Annotated in this window: 14 protein-coding genes; 2 read left to right on the forward strand and 12 right to left on the reverse strand. The window is 70.3% G+C overall.

Going from position 1 to position 15,635, the window contains the following annotated elements; all coding sequences use genetic code 11:
• Nucleotides 1-145: 145 nt before the first annotated feature.
• The 3 genes from smc to ACWC0C_RS21300 form a co-directional block, all read right to left on the reverse strand.
• Nucleotides 146-3,757 carry a chromosome segregation protein SMC gene (smc, locus tag ACWC0C_RS21290; RefSeq protein WP_450865246.1) on the reverse strand — a complete coding sequence of 1,204 codons (3,612 nt, stop codon included), beginning with the start codon at nucleotides 3,755-3,757 and terminating at the stop codon, nucleotides 146-148.
• A gap of 247 nt (nucleotides 3,758-4,004) precedes the next feature.
• Nucleotides 4,005-4,208 (reverse strand): hypothetical protein, encoded by a 204-nt coding sequence (locus tag ACWC0C_RS21295; protein ID WP_014675251.1) that lies wholly within the window; start codon nucleotides 4,206-4,208, stop codon nucleotides 4,005-4,007.
• Nucleotides 4,209-4,590: 382 nt separating this feature from the next.
• Entirely contained in the window at nucleotides 4,591-4,872 is a 282-nt protein-coding gene (locus ACWC0C_RS21300; protein ID WP_449201427.1) for an acylphosphatase, read from the reverse strand.
• Nucleotides 4,873-5,053: 181 nt separating this feature from the next.
• On the opposite strand from ACWC0C_RS21300, the gene ACWC0C_RS21305 reads away from it, so the two are divergent.
• On the forward strand, nucleotides 5,054-6,310 hold the full coding sequence (locus tag ACWC0C_RS21305) for a CAP domain-containing protein (RefSeq protein WP_450865337.1): 1,257 nt from the start codon (nucleotides 5,054-5,056) through the stop codon (nucleotides 6,308-6,310).
• Nucleotides 6,311-6,347: 37 nt separating this feature from the next.
• Here the strand turns inward: ACWC0C_RS21305 and ACWC0C_RS21310 are convergent, their stop codons facing one another.
• Nucleotides 6,348-6,941: a flavodoxin family protein gene (locus ACWC0C_RS21310; protein WP_450865247.1), complete on the reverse strand. Its 594-nt coding sequence runs from the start codon at nucleotides 6,939-6,941 to the stop codon at nucleotides 6,348-6,350.
• A 106-nt stretch (nucleotides 6,942-7,047) separates the two neighbouring features.
• Between ACWC0C_RS21310 and ACWC0C_RS21315 the strand changes: the two genes are divergently transcribed.
• Nucleotides 7,048-7,458: a winged helix-turn-helix transcriptional regulator gene (locus tag ACWC0C_RS21315; RefSeq protein ID WP_450865248.1), complete on the forward strand. Its 411-nt coding sequence runs from the start codon at nucleotides 7,048-7,050 to the stop codon at nucleotides 7,456-7,458.
• Here the strand turns inward: ACWC0C_RS21315 and mutM are convergent.
• The 8 genes from mutM to ACWC0C_RS21355 form a co-directional block, all read right to left on the reverse strand.
• Entirely contained in the window at nucleotides 7,431-8,291 is an 861-nt protein-coding gene (gene mutM, locus ACWC0C_RS21320; protein ID WP_449201423.1) for a bifunctional DNA-formamidopyrimidine glycosylase/DNA-(apurinic or apyrimidinic site) lyase, read from the reverse strand. The genes ACWC0C_RS21315 and mutM overlap by 28 nt on opposite strands.
• A 101-nt stretch (nucleotides 8,292-8,392) precedes the next feature.
• The gene (gene rnc, locus ACWC0C_RS21325) at nucleotides 8,393-9,250 is read right to left on the reverse strand and encodes a ribonuclease III (RefSeq protein ID WP_449201422.1); all 858 of its coding nucleotides are present in this window, start codon (nucleotides 9,248-9,250) and stop codon (nucleotides 8,393-8,395) included.
• An 8-nt stretch (nucleotides 9,251-9,258) separates the two neighbouring features.
• Nucleotides 9,259-9,432: a 50S ribosomal protein L32 gene (gene rpmF, locus ACWC0C_RS21330; RefSeq protein ID WP_003951102.1), complete on the reverse strand. Its 174-nt coding sequence runs from the start codon at nucleotides 9,430-9,432 to the stop codon at nucleotides 9,259-9,261.
• Nucleotides 9,433-9,434: 2 nt separating this feature from the next.
• A complete protein-coding gene (locus ACWC0C_RS21335; protein WP_450865249.1) occupies nucleotides 9,435-10,088 on the reverse strand; it encodes a YceD family protein in 654 nt (217 codons plus the stop codon).
• Between the two features lie 153 nt (nucleotides 10,089-10,241).
• On the reverse strand, nucleotides 10,242-11,321 hold the full coding sequence (locus tag ACWC0C_RS21340) for an ATP synthase F0 subunit B (RefSeq protein WP_450865250.1): 1,080 nt from the start codon (nucleotides 11,319-11,321) through the stop codon (nucleotides 10,242-10,244).
• Nucleotides 11,322-11,387: 66 nt separating this feature from the next.
• Entirely contained in the window at nucleotides 11,388-11,867 is a 480-nt protein-coding gene (gene coaD / locus ACWC0C_RS21345) for a pantetheine-phosphate adenylyltransferase (RefSeq protein ID WP_055704332.1), read from the reverse strand.
• 26 nt (nucleotides 11,868-11,893) lie between these two features.
• On the reverse strand, nucleotides 11,894-12,481 hold the full coding sequence (gene rsmD / locus ACWC0C_RS21350) for a 16S rRNA (guanine(966)-N(2))-methyltransferase RsmD (protein WP_449201419.1): 588 nt from the start codon (nucleotides 12,479-12,481) through the stop codon (nucleotides 11,894-11,896).
• An 83-nt stretch (nucleotides 12,482-12,564) separates the two neighbouring features.
• Entirely contained in the window at nucleotides 12,565-15,600 is a 3,036-nt protein-coding gene (locus ACWC0C_RS21355; protein ID WP_450865251.1) for a helicase-related protein, read from the reverse strand.
• Nucleotides 15,601-15,635: the final 35 nt, after the last annotated feature.

Consider the following 15,635-nt stretch of genomic DNA (forward strand, 5'->3'; position numbering starts at 1 on the left):
TGAAGGTAAAAGCAACGTTGCAGAGACTATGCCTTCAAGTTTCGAAGTCAATACTTCAACGGCTGTGAGTTTTGAGATAGGCCGAGAGAGTCCGGGCGAAGTCCCGAGGGAGTTGTGTTCACTTCTTGAAGAGATGGTGACCTGGTTACCGCAAACGCTGCGAGATGACCTTGGACACGCCGTCACCCTGCATGGACACGCCGTAGAGCGCGTCGGCGACCTCCATCGTGCGCTTCTGGTGCGTGATCACGATCAGCTGCGAGGCCTCCTGCAGCTCCTGCATGATCCGGATCAGCCGCTGCAGGTTGGTGTCGTCCAGCGCCGCCTCGACCTCGTCCATGACGTAGAACGGGCTCGGCCGGGCCTTGAAGATCGACACCAGCAGCGCGACGGCCGTCAGCGAGCGCTCGCCACCCGACAACAGGGACAGCCGCTTGACCTTCTTGCCCGGCGGGCGCGCCTCGACGTCCACGCCGGTGGTGAGCATGTTGTCCGGGTCGGTCAGCACCAGGCGGCCCTCGCCGCCGGGGAACAGCCTGCTGAAGACGCCCTCGAACTCCCGGGCCGTGTCCCGGTAGGCCTCGGTGAAGACCTGCTCGACGCGCTCGTCGACCTCCTTCACCACCTGCAGCAGGTCGGCGCGGGTCTTCTTCAGGTCCTCCAGCTGCTCGCTGAGGAACTTGTGCCGCTCCTCCAGCGCCGCGAACTCCTCCAGCGCCAGCGGGTTGACCTTGCCCAGCTGCTGGTACGCCCGCTCGGCGGCCTTGAGCCGCCGCTCCTGCTCAGCGCGGTGGAAGAGCCTGGGCTGGTTGCGCGGGTGCTCGGGGTCGTCCGGCAGTACCTCGCCCTCGGCGGGGGGCGACGGGGGAACCGGCTGGTGCGGGCCGTACTCGGTCACCAGTCCCTCCGGCTCGACACCCAGCTCCTCCAGCGCCTTGGTCTCCAGCTGCTCGATCCGCAGCCGCTTCTCGGCGCCGAGCACCTCGCCGCGGTGCACCGAATCCGTCAACTTGTCGAGTTCCGACTTCAGTTCGCGGCCGGCGGTGCGCGCGGCGGTCAGCTCCTGCTCGCGCCGCGCCTTGGCGGCCTCGGCGGCGGCGCGTTCCCGTTCGGCGCGGGCGAGGGACACCTCGATGTGCGCGAGCAGCTGCCGGGTGCCGGAGGCGACGGCCTCGGCGACGGCCGCCTCGTGCCGCAGCCGGAGGCGGCGCTGTTCGGCACGCGCGCGTGCCTCGCGTTCCGCACGGGCGGCCCGGTCGAGCGAGTCGGCCCGCCCGGCGAGCCCCTTGACCCGCTCCTCGTGGGTACGGACCTGGAGGCGGGCCTCCATCTCGGTCTGCCGGGCGTTGGCACCGTCGGCGGCGAGCCGGTCGCGCACGGAGGTGTCCGGCTCCTCCTCGACCGGCATCTCCTCGGCGACCGCCAGCCGCTCAGCCAGCTCCTCGGCTTCCTCTACCGCCTTCTCCAGCGCTTCCTGCGCGCGTGCAGCGGCCGCGGCCGACCGCTCGGCCTCGCCCGCGGCACCCCGCGCCTGTCCGGCGAGCCGGCCGAGCTGCTGGGCCACGGCCGACTTCTCCCGGTCAGCGGCCCGGCGGCGCTCTCCCAGCTCTTCTACGAGGGTGGCGGCTTGGGTACGCCGTTCAGCGGCCGCCCGCTGCGCCTCGGTCAGCTCCGCGCAGCGCACGGCCAGCTCCGCCAGCTCGGCGGCGGCCTCGTCCACGGAGGCCTGCACCTCCAGCAGGCTCGGGGCGCCGGCGGAGCCGCCGTGCGCGAAGTGGGCGCCGAGTACGTCGCCCTCGGCGGTCACCGCGGTCAGTTCCGGGTGCGCGTAGACCACGTCTTCGGCGTCTTCCAGGGTGCCGACCACCACGATTCCTTGCAGGAGGCGATGGACGGAGGGCATGAGGTCGGTGGGACCGTGCACGAGGCGCTCCGCGGGAAGGGCCGTGCGCTCCGCGGGGAGGGTGGTGACGGGCGGTTCGGCGGCTGCGGGTTCGTCGTGGCCGGTCGCGCCGTTCCCCGCGCCCCTTTGGGGCGCTTCCCCAGCCAGCAACAGTGCCGCTCTGCCGCCGTCCTGCTTGCGCAGGAACCTGATTGCCTCCGCCGCCGATGCGGGAGTCGCCACGGCGATCGCGTCCGCCGCCGCCCCGAAAGCCGCCGCCAGCGGGACCTCGTAGCCCGGGGTGATCGTCAGCAGTTCTGCCGCCGGGCCGAGGACTCCGGTGAGACGGTCGCGGGCGCCGAGCAGTATCCCGGTGCCGTCCTTCCGCCTGAGGCCCAGCGCCAGCGCCTCGTGGCGGGCCTGGGTCGCCGCTCGGGTGCGCTCGGCGGTGGTGAGTGCCTCGCGGGCCGTGCTCAGGGCGGCCTCGGCCGCGGCGAGCTGCCGCCCCGCCGCCTCGTGCCGCTCGGCCAGGTCCGCGTCGTCGGCGTCGAGGCCGTCGACCTCGCTCTTCAGTGCCTCGTACTCCTCCTGGGCGTGCACCGCGCGGTCCTGGGCCTCGTCGCGGGCCGTGGCCAGGCGGTCGATCTCGGCCTGGGCGGAGGCCGCGCGCGAGCGGGCCGCGTTGACCTGCCCGGTCAGACGGGCCAGGCCCTCGCGGCGGTCGGCGATGGCGCGGGCCACGTCCTTCAGGCGGCGTTCCTCCACCGCCAGTTCGCGCTCCAGCTCGGCACGGTGGGCGACGGTGTCGTCGAGGGCGTGCTGGGCCGCCTCCAGCGCCGCCTCCAGCTCGGCCTCCTGTTCGCGGATGCGGGCGGCCTCGCGCTCCAGGTCCTCGGGGTCACGGCCGCGCCGCTCCTCGGGGGAGGCGGAGGTGGCGCTCTTCACCCGGGCGTCGGCCAGCGAGATCGTGCCGCGGACGCGTTCGGCCAGCTGGGACAGCTCGTACCAGGTCTGCTGGGCGCGCTGGAGGCGGGGCGTGAGCTGCCGTACCTCATCCTCCAGCAGGGCCTCGCGGTGCTGGGCCCTCTTCAGCTCCTGCTCGGCCGCCTCCTTGCGTTCCTTCAGGGCCGCCTCGTCCGCGACCTCGGTCTTGAGCGCCTCGCGCAGTCGTACGAGGTCGTCGGCCAGCAGGCGCAGGCGTGCGTCCCGTAGATCCGCCTGGATCACCGCGGCCCGGCGCGCGACCGCCGCCTGGCGGCCCAGGGGCTTGAGCTGGCGGCGCAGTTCGTCCGTGAGGTCCTGCACGCGCGCGAGGTTGGCCTGCATCGCGTCCAGCTTGCGCAGGGCCTTCTCCTTGCGCTTGCGGTGCTTGAGGACGCCGGCCGCCTCTTCGATGAAGGCACGGCGGCCCATGGGATCGGCGTGCAGGACGGAGTCGAGCTGGCCCTGACCGACGATGACGTGCATCTCGCGGCCGATGCCGGAGTCGGACAGGAGTTCCTGGATGTCCAGAAGACGACAGGTGTCGCCGTTGATCTGGTACTCGCTGCCGCCGTTGCGGAACATGATCCGCGTGATGGTGACCTCGGCGTACTCGATGGGCAGCGCGCCGTCGGAGTTGTCGATGGTCAGGGACACCTCGGCGCGGCCCAGCGGGGGGCGGCCGGTGGTGCCGGCGAAGATGACGTCCTCCATCTTGCCGCCGCGCAGCGACTTGGCACCCTGTTCGCCCATGACCCAGCTGAGCGCGTCCACGACATTGGACTTGCCCGAGCCGTTCGGTCCGACGACACACGTGATACCCGGTTCGAACCGGAGCGTGGTCGCCGAGGCGAACGACTTGAACCCGCGCAGGGTCAGGGCCTTGAGGTGCACGCCGCTGGACTCTACCGGGCGCCGCTATCCCACTCCATGAACCCTCGCAACCGCGCGGTTTCGCCATTGAACATGCAGGGCACACCGTACGTTAAAGACAGTGAAAGGATGCGCGGAGCACAGAAAGAAGGGACGCCGAAGCGTCCCTTGCAAACTCTGACGACCGGGTTTCGGCCGCCTGATCAACTGATGCGGTTGATACGGCAGCCCGATCGCTGCGACTGCTGTTGTGGAGCTGATGCAGTGATCAGGTGAGCGCAGGCTCCGCCTGGTGTGCGTCGATGCTCTCCATGATCCTGTCCTGAGAGGCGGCAGCCGTCAGCGCTTCGTTCTCGGCCTGGATGCGTACGAGCTCGGATTCCAGGTCCTGGACGCGCTGCTGCAGCCGTCGCATCTCGGCGAGGAGTCGAGGGTCGGAGCCGCCGACGTAACCGAGAAGCGCCTTTGCCATGATGGATGGTCCTCCACACTGAGTGACCGACCGATGCGGTGTGGGTCGTGAGGGATTCGCACCCGCGGTGCTTGGCACATCCGGGTGTTGCTCTGCTGTTGTTCCATGCCAAACAGCTAAGGTGCGCGGGGCTTTCAGCGTCTCACCAAAAAGTTTGACGGTCAACACGATCACGCCCCGTATTGGCGGGCAACCCGGGGCGCGCGGCCGGAAAAGCGGCGGCGGTGCGACTCGTCCGGGGCCCTCGGGGCGTGGCGATCAGCTGTACCAGCGGAGCCTGCCATGCCCGGCCGTTCTTGGCAACCACCAGGTCGTTTCTGCTTTCCGCATGTGCCCCCGGCAGCTCCCCGTGCGCCTGCCTGCGCGCCTTTACAGAATCGGCTCAGCGGATGGCGAAGCCGTCGTAGCCGCCACGGGGTGTGTCCCAGATCTCGGTGACTCCGTCGACGTGTCCGGGCGTGTCGTCGCCCTGGAGCCAGTCCAGCAGCCCCTCGCAGCCCTCGCGCGCCCCTTCCGCGACCACCTGGACGCGACCGTCGGCCAAATTGAGAGCAAAGCCACTCAGGCCGCCGATCTCCAGTGCCTTGGCACGCGTGAACCAGCGAAAACCCACACCTTGCACGCGCCCGCGCACCCAGGCGACCAGTCGCACTTCCTCGCTCATGGGTGCAACCTAACCGGCCGGTGTCGCTCGGGACACATCGCCCGTCGGCGGCATGCGGTAGCGTCCCGAGCCGATGCATCTCATATGAAACTCATTCGATCGAGTGAGTCGGGTCGGCCAGAGGGAGTCACTCGCCGCGCAGGCACCGGTCGACCGCGAGGACGAGGAAGAGGGCAAGGACATGGGACGCCACCGACGCTCCGCCGCCGGCCGCGCCGCCAGGGGCCGCGCCACGGGGGGCATACGCGCGCAGCGCTCCAGCACCGGGACCACCGGTGGCGCGGAACCCCAGGACTCGTACGCGGGCGAGCCGGTCCCCAGGCGGAACGCGCACGGGAGTGAGCTGGAGCTCAGGAACTCGTACGCGGGCGAGCTGATCCCCTGGCAGGCGCCCCGGGGCATCGCGCCGTATCTGAACCCGGAGGCCTACAGCAGGTCGACCGGCCACAGCCCGATGGCCTACGCCGACGCGACCGCCAAGGCCCACGCCTACCTGTTCGCGGCGGAGGACGGCGGACCGGGCGGCAGCGCGGGCGGCGGTTTCACCCCCGCCGGCGACTCCTCCCGCGGCCGCCGGCGCCGCAGGAAGGGCCCGAGGCCGGTGCGCGCGGGCCTGCTCGGGGTGTCCGCCGCGGTCGCCCTGGGTACGGCCGCGGTGGCGACCGGCGTGGTGCCCGGTCTGCAGAACTACAAGCTGGGCGGCGATACGCACGCCACCGGCGGCGAGCAGCTGCAGGCGGCGGGCACGCCGAGCAACACGGCCGCCGAGCAGGGCGGCACCTCGGGCAGCGCCGGCAATGGCGCGGGCGGTGGCGACAGCCGCCAGGGCGGCACGAGCGCCAGCCGGGACACCACGCGCCCGGAGCCCCCGAGCCCCTCCGCCTCCCCGACGGCGTCGGCATCGGCGTCGGCGTCGGCCTCCCCCACGCCCACCCCGTCGAAGACGGCGGCCGAGAAGCCGTCGCCGCGGGCGACACCGTCCGGCACACCGCACGGCTCCGCGTCGCGTGCGGCGAGCAAGGCGCCGAAGGCGGGTTCCGCACCGATGGCGGTGTCGAAGGAGAACTCCGCCGCGGCGCAGGTGCTCACGCTCGTCAACCAGGAGCGGGCGAAGGTCGGGTGCAGCCCGCTGGCGGCGAACTCCTCGCTGGGCAAGCTGGCCGGGTCGTTCAGCGACGACATGGCGGCGCGGGGCTTCTTCGACCACACCGACCCGGACGGCAAGTCGCCGTGGGACCGGGCCGCGGCGGCCGGCATCACCGACCTCGGCGGCGAGAACATCGCCCGCGGCCAGGCCGACGCGGCGGCCGTGATGGAGGCCTGGATGAACAGCCCCGGCCACCGCGCCAACATCCTGAACTGCGACTTCAAGACCCTCGGCGTCGGTGTCCACTTCGGCCCGGGCGGGCCCTGGTGGACTCAGGACTTCGGGTACTGAGGGTCTCGCCGACGAACGCCCGGCGGGCCCGGAGCCGTCACTGAGCCGGTGCGGCGACCCGCCCCCGCGCGAACACCTGCGCCGTCTCCGCGATGCGCCGGCCCAGGTGCTCGGCCGTGGCTATGTCCGCCTTGTGCACGCCCTCGGGCCCCTGGTCGTTGTTGCTCTGGGCGGCAGCGCCGGAGAAGAAGCCGAGGCGGTTGAGGTCGTTCTCGGAGGCGGTGCTGGCGTTCCAGCCCGGGTGCAGGCCGAGGTTGACCCAGGTCATGCCGTGCTGGGCGGCGAGCGTCTGGAAGAACTGCAGGGTGTGCAGCTTGTCGCCGCTCTTGGAGGCCGAGTTGGTGAAGCCGGCGGCCAGCTTGTCCTTCCAGTCCTGGCCGAACCAGCGCTTGGAGGTCGCCTCGGCGAAGACGTGGAAGGCGCCGGAGGCGGTGCCCATGTAGGTGGGCGAGCCGAAGACGATCGCGTCGGAGCGGTCCAGCGTCTCCCACTGCTCGTCGGTGATCTCGTCGACCTTGATCAGGTGCACCTCGGCACCCGCGCCGACGGCACCGGTGCGGACGGCCTCGGCGAGGACGGCGGTGTGGCCGAAACCGGAGTGGTAGGCGATGGAAACGACAGGCGTGGTCACGGGGACTCCTCGAATGGGCAGCTCGAAAGCGGTGACCCCAGGAAAGCACTAACTTCTAGTTAGTGCAACCTAGTGGTTAGCGCTGTAGCCGCGTACTCTTGGTGTCATGACCGCCACCGCCCAGGAGCACGAGGACCTCGCCTGCGACGACCTCGCCTACAACGTCTTCGCCAAGGCCTGCCCGTCCCGCGGCACACTGGAGCACGTCACGGGCCGCTGGGGCGGACTGACGCTCGGCGCGCTGTACGAGGGCTCGCTGCGCTTCAACGAGCTGCGCCGCCGCGTCGACGGGGTGAGCGAGAAGATGCTGTCCCAGACGCTGCACGCGCTGGAGCGCGACGGACTGGTGCACCGCGAGGCCCAGCCGACGAACCCGCCCCGCGTGGACTACGAACTGACTCCCCTGGGCCGTCAGGTGGCCGAGCGGCTGCTGGCGCTCATCCACTGCGTGGAGGGCGCCATGGACGACGTACTCGCGGCACGCGCGCGTTACGACGAGACGCGCGGCGCCCTCTGACACTTCGGGCAGAAGTAGCTGGAGCGGTTCATCCAGGGACGCCGGCGCATGGGCGTGCCGCACCGCTTGCAGGGCAGGCCCTCGCGGCCGTACGCGTCCAGCGACCGGTCGAAGTAGCCCGACTCGCCGTTGACGTTGACGTACAGGCTGTCGAAGCTGGTGCCGCCGACGGCGAGGGCCGCGTTCATCACGTCCCGGATGTGTCCGAGGAGTTCGGTCGTGACCGGGCGGGTGAAGTTCGCCGTGGGGCGTTCGTAGTGGATGCGGGCGCGCCACAGCGCCTCGTCCGCGTAGATGTTGCCGACACCGCTGATCAGCGACTGGTCCAGCAGGGCCCGTTTGATGGTGGTCCGCTTGCGGCGCAGCGCCTGGTGGAAGGCCTCGTCGTCGAACAGCGGATCGAGGGGGTCGCGGGCGATGTGCGCGATGACGTCGGGCAGCCCCTCGGGGGTGTTGTCGTGCAACGACAGCCCGCCGAAGGTGCGTTGGTCGACGAAACGCAGCTCGGTGCCGAGGCCGTCGGCGAACCGGACCCGGATGCGCAGGTGCTTCTCGTCCGGGGTCTCGTGCGGCTGCACCAGCAGCTGGCCGCTCATGCCGAGGTGGGCGAGGACCGACTGGTTCGTCTCCTCCAGCGGCAGCCACAGATACTTGCCGCGCCGGCTGGGGGTGCCGATGTGGTGGCCCTTGAGCCGGTGCGCGAAGTCGTCGGCGCCCGCGATGTGCCGGCGTACGGCACGCGGGTGCAGCACCTCGACCTCGGCGACGGTGCGGTGGGCGACCCAGCGCTCCAGGCCGCGCCGGACGACCTCGACCTCGGGCAACTCGGGCATCGGGACCCCCGTACAGAGCGTGGACGAGCGTGTGCAGCGGTGGACGAGCCGAGCGCCCGCCCCGCCGGGAACGGCGGGGCGGGCGCTCGTACTGCTGTGGGTCAGGCGGGAGCGGACGACGACTCGCCGTCCTGCACGGCTTCCTCGGCCTCCTCGGCGGCCTGCTTGGCCGCCTTGGCCGCCTTGGCGCGCTCGTCCGCCGCGGCCTTGATGGCCCGCCAGGCGGACTCGGCGGCCTGCTGCTCCGCCTCCTTCTTGCTGCGGCCGGTGCCGGTGCCGTACGAGACGCCTCCGACGCGGGCGGCAGCAGTGAAGGTCTTCTCGTGGTCGGGGCCGGTCTCCGTGACCAGGTACTCGGGCACGCCGAGACCCTCCGTCGCGGTCAGCTCCTGGAGACTGGTCTTCCAGTCCAGGCCGGCACCGAGGTTCGAGGACTTCTCGATCAGCGGGTCGAAGAGCCGGTGCACCAGCTCGGACGCCGAGTCGAGGCCCTGATCGAGATAGACCGCGCCGATCACCGCTTCCAGGGTGTCGGCCAGGATGGACGCCTTGTCCCGGCCGCCCGTGCCCTCTTCACCGCGGCCGAGCCGGATGAAGGAGCCCAGGTCGAGGCCACGGCCGACCTCCGCCAGCGCACGCGAGTTGACCACCGCGGCCCGCAGCTTGGCCAGCTGGCCTTCGGGCAGGTCGGGGTGGGTGCGGTACAGCGTGTCCGTGACGACGAGACCGAGGACGGAGTCACCGAGGAACTCCAGCCGCTCGTTCGTCGGCAGACCGCCGTTCTCGTACGCGTAGGAACGGTGGGTCAGCGCGCGCACCAGAAGGGCGGACTCGACCTGGTAGCCGAGCCGCCCTTCCAGAAGCGTGTGGGACGAGGCCGTGTTGTCCGCCTTCTTCTTGGCGGGTGCGTCCGCCTTGGCGTCTTCCGCCTTCTTGGGACTGGACACAGTGCCTCTCACCAGCCCGCTCAGACTTCGAGGACCTGGCGCTTGTTGTAGGTGCCGCAAGACGGGCACGCGATGTGCTGCTGCTTGGGCTCGTGGCAGCGCTCGCACGCAACCAGGGTGGGGACCGCAGCCTTCCACTGCGACCGGCGGTGGCGCGTGTTGCTGCGCGACATCTTCCGCTTCGGAACAGCCACGGCTACTTCTCCTGCTTCTCGTCGACGCGCGCTGATCGAGTCGCGTCGCCGCTCATCTCGTCCTTCTCGCCGTCTTCGAGTGAACCGGCGAGTCCCTGCAAAGCCGCCCAACGGATGTCGACGGCGTCGTGGTGGTGGTCCGGGTCGTCCGCGAGCCGCGCTCCGCACTCGGAGCACAGGCCCGGGCAGTCTTCCTGGCACACCGGCTGCATCGGCAGTGCGAGCACCACCGCATCGCGCAGCAGAGGTTCGAGGTCGAACATTCCGTCCTCGATGAAGAACCTGTCCTCGTCGTCCTCGGCGTCGTCGCCCGGTTCCGCGATCACGCGGCCCCGGTCATCGGCGTCAGGGTACGAGAACAGTTCCTGGAAGTCCGCTTCGAGCTCCAGCTCGACCGGCTCCAGACACCTTACGCACTCCCCCTCGGCCTGTGCACGGGCGGTGCCTGTGACGAGCACCCCTTCCATGACCGACTCGAGCCGGAGTTCGAGCTCCACCGGTGCGCCTTCCGGCACTCCGATGACCCCCTGGATGCCGAGATCCACGGGAGCGTCGATCGTGCGGGTCAGGCGCTGGAGCGCGCCAGGACGCCGACCCAGCTCGTGCGTGTCGAACACGAGGGGGTTGCGGTGGTCGAGGCGGGCGTTGGAAGCCATTCCTGCTTTCGATCTTCGAACTCGGAGGGCCGCCGCCCGTCGGGTAGTGCGGGCAGCGGTGATCGCGGACGTACACGCGACCGAAGAGCCAGGATACTGGACCTTTCGCTCACAGCCCAATCCGGTGGTCGGCGCGCGGTACTCCCGGGCCCGCTACAGTCCCCGGCCCTGTTCGTACGCCCTCAGCTGCTCCGCGCTGATCATGCCGGTGTCGAAGAGGCTGGTCTCGTCGAGGGCGTAGCCCTGCTGCGGCTGGTGCTGGTGGGGCTGGTGGGCCTGCTGGGCCTGCTGCGGGTCGTAGGCGGCCTGCTGGGGGTCGTAGCCGCCCTGATAGGCGTAGGGGTCGGCCTGCTGGTAGCCGTAGGGGTCCTGCTGGGCGTAGGCCGGCTGCTGGGGGAAACCACCGTAGGGATCCTGCTGCTGGTCGTACGCGTACGCCGGCTGCGGCTCGTACGACGGCTGCTGCGGCTGCTGCTGGGCCGGCTGGGCGGGGCGCTCGGCGGGGGCGTCCTGCTCGGCGAGGGCGGCGAGATCGGCGAGGTAGTCGGCGTCGCTGGAGTGCTGGAAGGTCGTGGTGTCCGCGGCGAGGGCGCCGAGGTCGTCCGTGGCGATCCGGCCGTGCAGCTTCTGCCGGCCACGGCCGACGGCCTCCAGGGTCTTGGCGAGGACCGCCTCGAAGGCGCCCAGCTTGGCGTCGACGTACTGGTCGGCGTTGTGGCGCAGGGTCTCCGGGTCGTGGCTGCGCTCGGGGGCGTCCTCGTCCTCGTAGCCGTTCTCGTCCAGGCCGGGGCCGGTGCCGAGCAGCTTCTCGCGGCCGCGGCCGACCGAGCCGAGGGTCTTGGTGAGGACGACCTCGAAGTTGGCGAGCTTGGAGTCGACGTAGTCGTCGGCGTCGGCGCGGATCTCCTCGGCCTCCTTGCGGGCCTCGTCGACGATCCGGTCCGCCTCGGCCTGGGAGCGGCGGGCGATCTCGGTGTCCGAGATCAGCGAGCCGCGCTCGGCGTGCGCGTTCTCGATGATCCGCTCGGCCTCGATGCGGGCCTGCTCGACCATCTGCTCACGGCCGCCGATCAGCTCCTGCGCCTGCGCGAGGGAGCCGGGCAGGGCCTGGCGCACCTCTTCCAGCATCGCGAGCAGCTCGGCGCGGTTGACCACGCAGGACGCCGACATGGGCATGGATCGGGCGCCTGAGACCGCGGAGACGATCTCGTCGAGCTTCTTCTGCACGTCCACCTGTGCTCGCCACTCTCTACAGCCGGGATGGAGACGGACGGGACGACTGTAGTCCCATCGGTCCCATCAGACCTTGCGCAGGCGCTTGTTCAGGGCCTCGAGCACCGGGGCGGGCACCAGGTGGGAGACGTCGCCGCCCCAGGCCGCGACCTCCTTGACCAGCGAGGAGGAGAGGAAGCTGTAGGTGGGGTTGGTGGGCACGAACAGCGTTTCGACGCCGGTGAGGCCGATGTTCATCTGCGCCATCTGCAACTCGTAGTCGAAGTCGCTGACGGCGCGCAGGCCCTTGACGATGGCGGGGATGTCGCGCTGCTTGCAGAAGTCGACGAGGAGGCCGTGGAAGGCCTCGACCCGCACGTTGGCGTAGTCGGCGGTGACCTCGCGGATCAGCTCGATCCGCTCCTCGATCTCGAACAGGCCCTTCTTGGACTTGTTGATCATCACCGCGACATAGACCTCGTCGTACAGACGGGAGGCGCGGGCGATGATGTCGAGATGTCCGTTGGTGATCGGGTCGAACGACCCGGGACAGACGGCGCGGCGCACTTGTGATCCCTCGCTCTCCGGTCCGGTCATCGTGCGTCTTCGCACGTAGAGGCGGCGCGACCGTACCAAAACGTTCCCTCGCCGTAGCGACGGGACCGGATCGCCTCGAAGCCGTCCGGCCACCGGAATTCGCCGCCTCTGGTGCTGCGCTCCACGGTGACGAGCGCTTGCTCAGCGAGCCAGCGTTCCGAGCGGAGTGTGAGCAGAATCTCGCGAAGATCGTCGTCCGTGACGGCGTACGGGGGGTCGAGAAAGACCAGGTCGTACGGTGCCGCCGGGGCCGGCGACTTGATGATCTGTTCCGCTTTGCCCGTTCTGACCTCGGCGCCGGGGAGGCCCAGGTTCTTGACGTTCTCGCGGACGGTTTTGGCTGCGCGGGCGTCGGCCTCGACCAGGAGGGTGTGGCTCGCGCCCCGGGACAGGGCCTCCAGGCCTACGGCGCCTGAGCCGGCGTAGAGGTCAAGGACCCGTTCGCCGTCGATCGGACCGCCGAGGAGGGACTGCCAAGTGGAGAAGAGACCTTCGCGGGCACGGTCTGATGTCGGCCGGGTTCCGGTGCCAGGGGGTACTGAGAGGCGCCGTCCGCCGGCCCGGCCGGCGATCACGCGGGTCATGTGGGGTCCTTCTTCGTGGGCGGCTTTACGTTCATTGTGGCTGGTCGCTCAGTTCCCCGCGCCCCTTCGGGGGCGCTTCCGCCTCAGCCCTTTTCCAAGTACTGCTCCCTCTCCTCGTCCAAGAGGGCGTCCAGAGCCGTACGCAGACCCGGGAGCCGCTCCAGCTCCGGATCGGCCGCCACCACCGCCGTCGCCTCCTGCCTCGCCTCCGCGATGACCTCCTCGTCCTCGATGACCGCGAGGACGCGCAGGCTGGAGCGGGCGCCGGACTGGGCCTGGCCGAGGACGTCGCCCTCGCGGCGTTGTTCGAGGTCGATGCGGGAGAGTTCGAAGCCGTCGAGGGTGGCGGCGACGGCGTTGAGGCGCTGGCGGGCCGCGCTGGCCTCGGGCATCTCGGTGACCAGGAGGCACAGGCCGGGGGCCGAGCCCCGGCCGACGCGGCCGCGGAGCTGGTGGAGCTGGGAGACGCCGAAGCGGTCGGCGTCCATGATGACCATGACCGTGGCGTTGGGGACGTTCACGCCGACTTCGATGACCGTCGTGGCGACCAGGACATCCGTCTCGCCGGCCGCGAAGCGGCGCATCACCGCGTCCTTGTCGTCGGGGTTCATACGGCCGTGGAGGACCTCCACCTTCAGGCCGTGGAGGGGGCCCTTGGTCAGCTGGTCGGCCACGTCCAGGACCGCGAGCGGCGGGCGCTTCTCCGCCTCGTCCTCGGGCGACTTCTTCTTGCCGGCCTTCTTGGGGTCGGCCGCCTCGTCGATGTCGTCGCCGATCCGGGGGCAGACGACGTACGCCTGGTGGCCGTTCTCCACCTCCTCACGAACCCGCTCCCAGGCGCGGGTGAGGAAATGGGGCTTGTCGGCGGCCGGGACGACGTGGCTGGCGATCGGGGAGCGGCCGGCGGGGAGCTGGTCGAGGACGGAGGTCTCCAGGTCGCCGAAGACCGTCATGGCGACCGTGCGGGGGATCGGGGTGGCCGTCATGACCAGCAGGTGCGGGGGCTGTTTGCCCTTGCCGCGCAGGGCGTCGCGCTGTTCGACGCCGAAGCGGTGCTGTTCGTCGACGACGACCAGCCCGAGGTCGTGGAACTGGACCTTGTCCTCGATCAGGGCGTGCGTGCCGATGACGATGCCGGCCTCGCCGGTGACCAGGTCGAGCAGGGCATGGCGGCGGGCGGCGGCGCCCATGGAGCCGGTGAGCAGCACGACCTTGGTGGCCTGCTCGGCGCCGCCCAGCATGCCGCCCTCGGCCAGCTCGCCCATCATCTCGGTGATCGAGCGGTGGTGCTGCTGGGCGAGGACCTCGGTGGGCGCGAGCATGGCCGCCTGACCGCCCGCGTCGACCACGGCGAGCATGGCGCGCAGGGCCACCATCGTGTTGTGAGTCACCGTGAAGTGATCGGTGACGTAGGCATGACCGGGGTGGGCGACGCTGATGCACTGGACCGGCTTGCGGCCCACGTGCTCCACGGAGCGGATGCCACGGCGGAAGGTGTCGTCCTTCGGCCGTGGGCCTACGCGTTCGGCTTTGCGGGGGAGTCGGAACGGGGGGTAGCCATCGGGCAGGGCCACGGAGACGTGGAAGGCGGCCTTCTGCGGCAGAACACTCGCCCGACCACCCAGGGAACGGACGAGCCAGGCAACATCGTCCGCCCATGTCCGCGATGCCGAGCACACCGACATGCTCGTACCGTCTTGATCAACCGTGCCGCCGGAATCCATGAGCCCTTGCAGGAGGGCGAGGCGATTCTTGATCGACGTGTTCTTGAACGGGGCAGGGATGAACGTGTCCTGAGACGTCACCCGGAGTCCGAACAGATAGGGGTCCAGGGGGAGCCCGGTGTCGTCGCCGAGGTCCACCGGGGCGGCCGCTGGGATGTACCACTTCGGCGATCCGTCGGCCTCGAACAGGTCGTGCCGGATTTCCCGCGTGGTCAGGACTTCGGGGGTCTGACCGCAGTCCCACCCGCGACTCGTGCCGACGATCCAGAGGTGTTCGTCATCGCATTCCACCGAACTCCCGTCACAGAGCACGATGCGCCAGACGTCCCGGTCACCTTGTGGAAAGACCCCGTCGATCAAAGCGATCTCGCCTGTCGGCACGATGACCTCGTCGCCCACCTCCAGGTCACCCATCCGCCGGAAACCGCGGGGTGTGAGCACGAGCGAGTCCAGCGGCTGGGCCTTGCCGCTGCCGACCTCTCCTTGCAGCAGGCGATGCATCGGGTGCTCGGTGGCCAGGTCGTCGAAGATCTCCTTGGAGACCTTCTGCTGACCGTCGGTGAGGGTGAAGGGCAGGCGGTCGTCGAAGGCCGTGAGGAGGCCGTCGGGCTTGGGTTTGCGGGGGACGGCGGGGAGTTGGCTGTCGGCGTAGCGGCGGCGGGCCAGGGCGACCTGGAGGACGAAGGCCTCGTCCCACTTCAGGCGGGCGCGGGCGTCGGCGATGTCGGCCTTGGTGTGCGGGCGGTGGATCTTGAGGAGGGCCTCGGGGAGCGGGAGGAGGGCGCGGCCCTCGCGGAGGGGCGGCGGCAGCGGGTCCCGGGCCTCCTGGGCGGTGGGAAGCACCGTCTGGACCGCCTTGCCGATCTTCCAGGACTCCAGTTTGGCGGTGGCCGGGTAGATGGGGATGAGGGCGCCGGCCCAGGTCTCGACCGATTCCTCGCTGTCGCCGCGTAGCAACTCATAGGCGGGATGGGCGAGTTGGAGGCGGCGGTTGAAGACGGAGACCTTGCCGGCGAACATCGCGCGGGTGCCCGGCAGCAGCTCCTTGTGGGGCTTGTGGACGCCGTTGCCGAAGAAGACCAGCTGCAGCCGGCCGCTGCCGTCGGTGATCGTGACCTCCAGGCGCTGGCCCTTGCCGCGGGGGGCTTTGGCGGAGGCGAAGGAGTGCAGGCGGGCGTCGGCGACCTGCGCGACGACCGTGACGTGCTCGTCCATGGGGAGGTCGGCGAGGTGGGTGAGCTGGCCGCGCTCCTCGTATCTGCGCGGGTAGTGGTGGAGGAGGTCGCCGACGGTGTGCAGGCCGAGGTGCTCGGCCATCACCTTCGCGGTGGCGGGGCCGAGCACCGACTTCAGTGGCTGCTTCAGTGGTTCTTCCAGTGCGGGCACGAGATCCATTGCACACCACGGCACTGACAATGCCGTAGCACTGC

The organism is Streptomyces sp. NPDC001709 (genome assembly GCF_053596375.1).

Coding starts and splice junctions, on each gene's coding strand:
- ACWC0C_RS21295 (WP_014675251.1), bottom strand. CDS start 4,208: ATGGCAAAGGCGCTTCTCGGTTACGTCGGCGGCTCCGACCCTCGACTC.
- ACWC0C_RS21300 (WP_449201427.1), bottom strand. CDS start 4,872: ATGAGCGAGGAAGTGCGACTGGTCGCCTGGGTGCGCGGGCGCGTGCAA.
- ACWC0C_RS21305 (WP_450865337.1), top strand. CDS start 5,054: ATGGGACGCCACCGACGCTCCGCCGCCGGCCGCGCCGCCAGGGGCCGC.
- ACWC0C_RS21315 (WP_450865248.1), top strand. CDS start 7,048: ATGACCGCCACCGCCCAGGAGCACGAGGACCTCGCCTGCGACGACCTC.
- mutM (WP_449201423.1), bottom strand. CDS start 8,291: ATGCCCGAGTTGCCCGAGGTCGAGGTCGTCCGGCGCGGCCTGGAGCGC.
- ACWC0C_RS21335 (WP_450865249.1), bottom strand. CDS start 10,088: ATGGCTTCCAACGCCCGCCTCGACCACCGCAACCCCCTCGTGTTCGAC.
- rsmD (WP_449201419.1), bottom strand. CDS start 12,481: ATGACCCGCGTGATCGCCGGCCGGGCCGGCGGACGGCGCCTCTCAGTA.
- ACWC0C_RS21355 (WP_450865251.1), bottom strand. CDS start 15,600: ATGGATCTCGTGCCCGCACTGGAAGAACCACTGAAGCAGCCACTGAAG.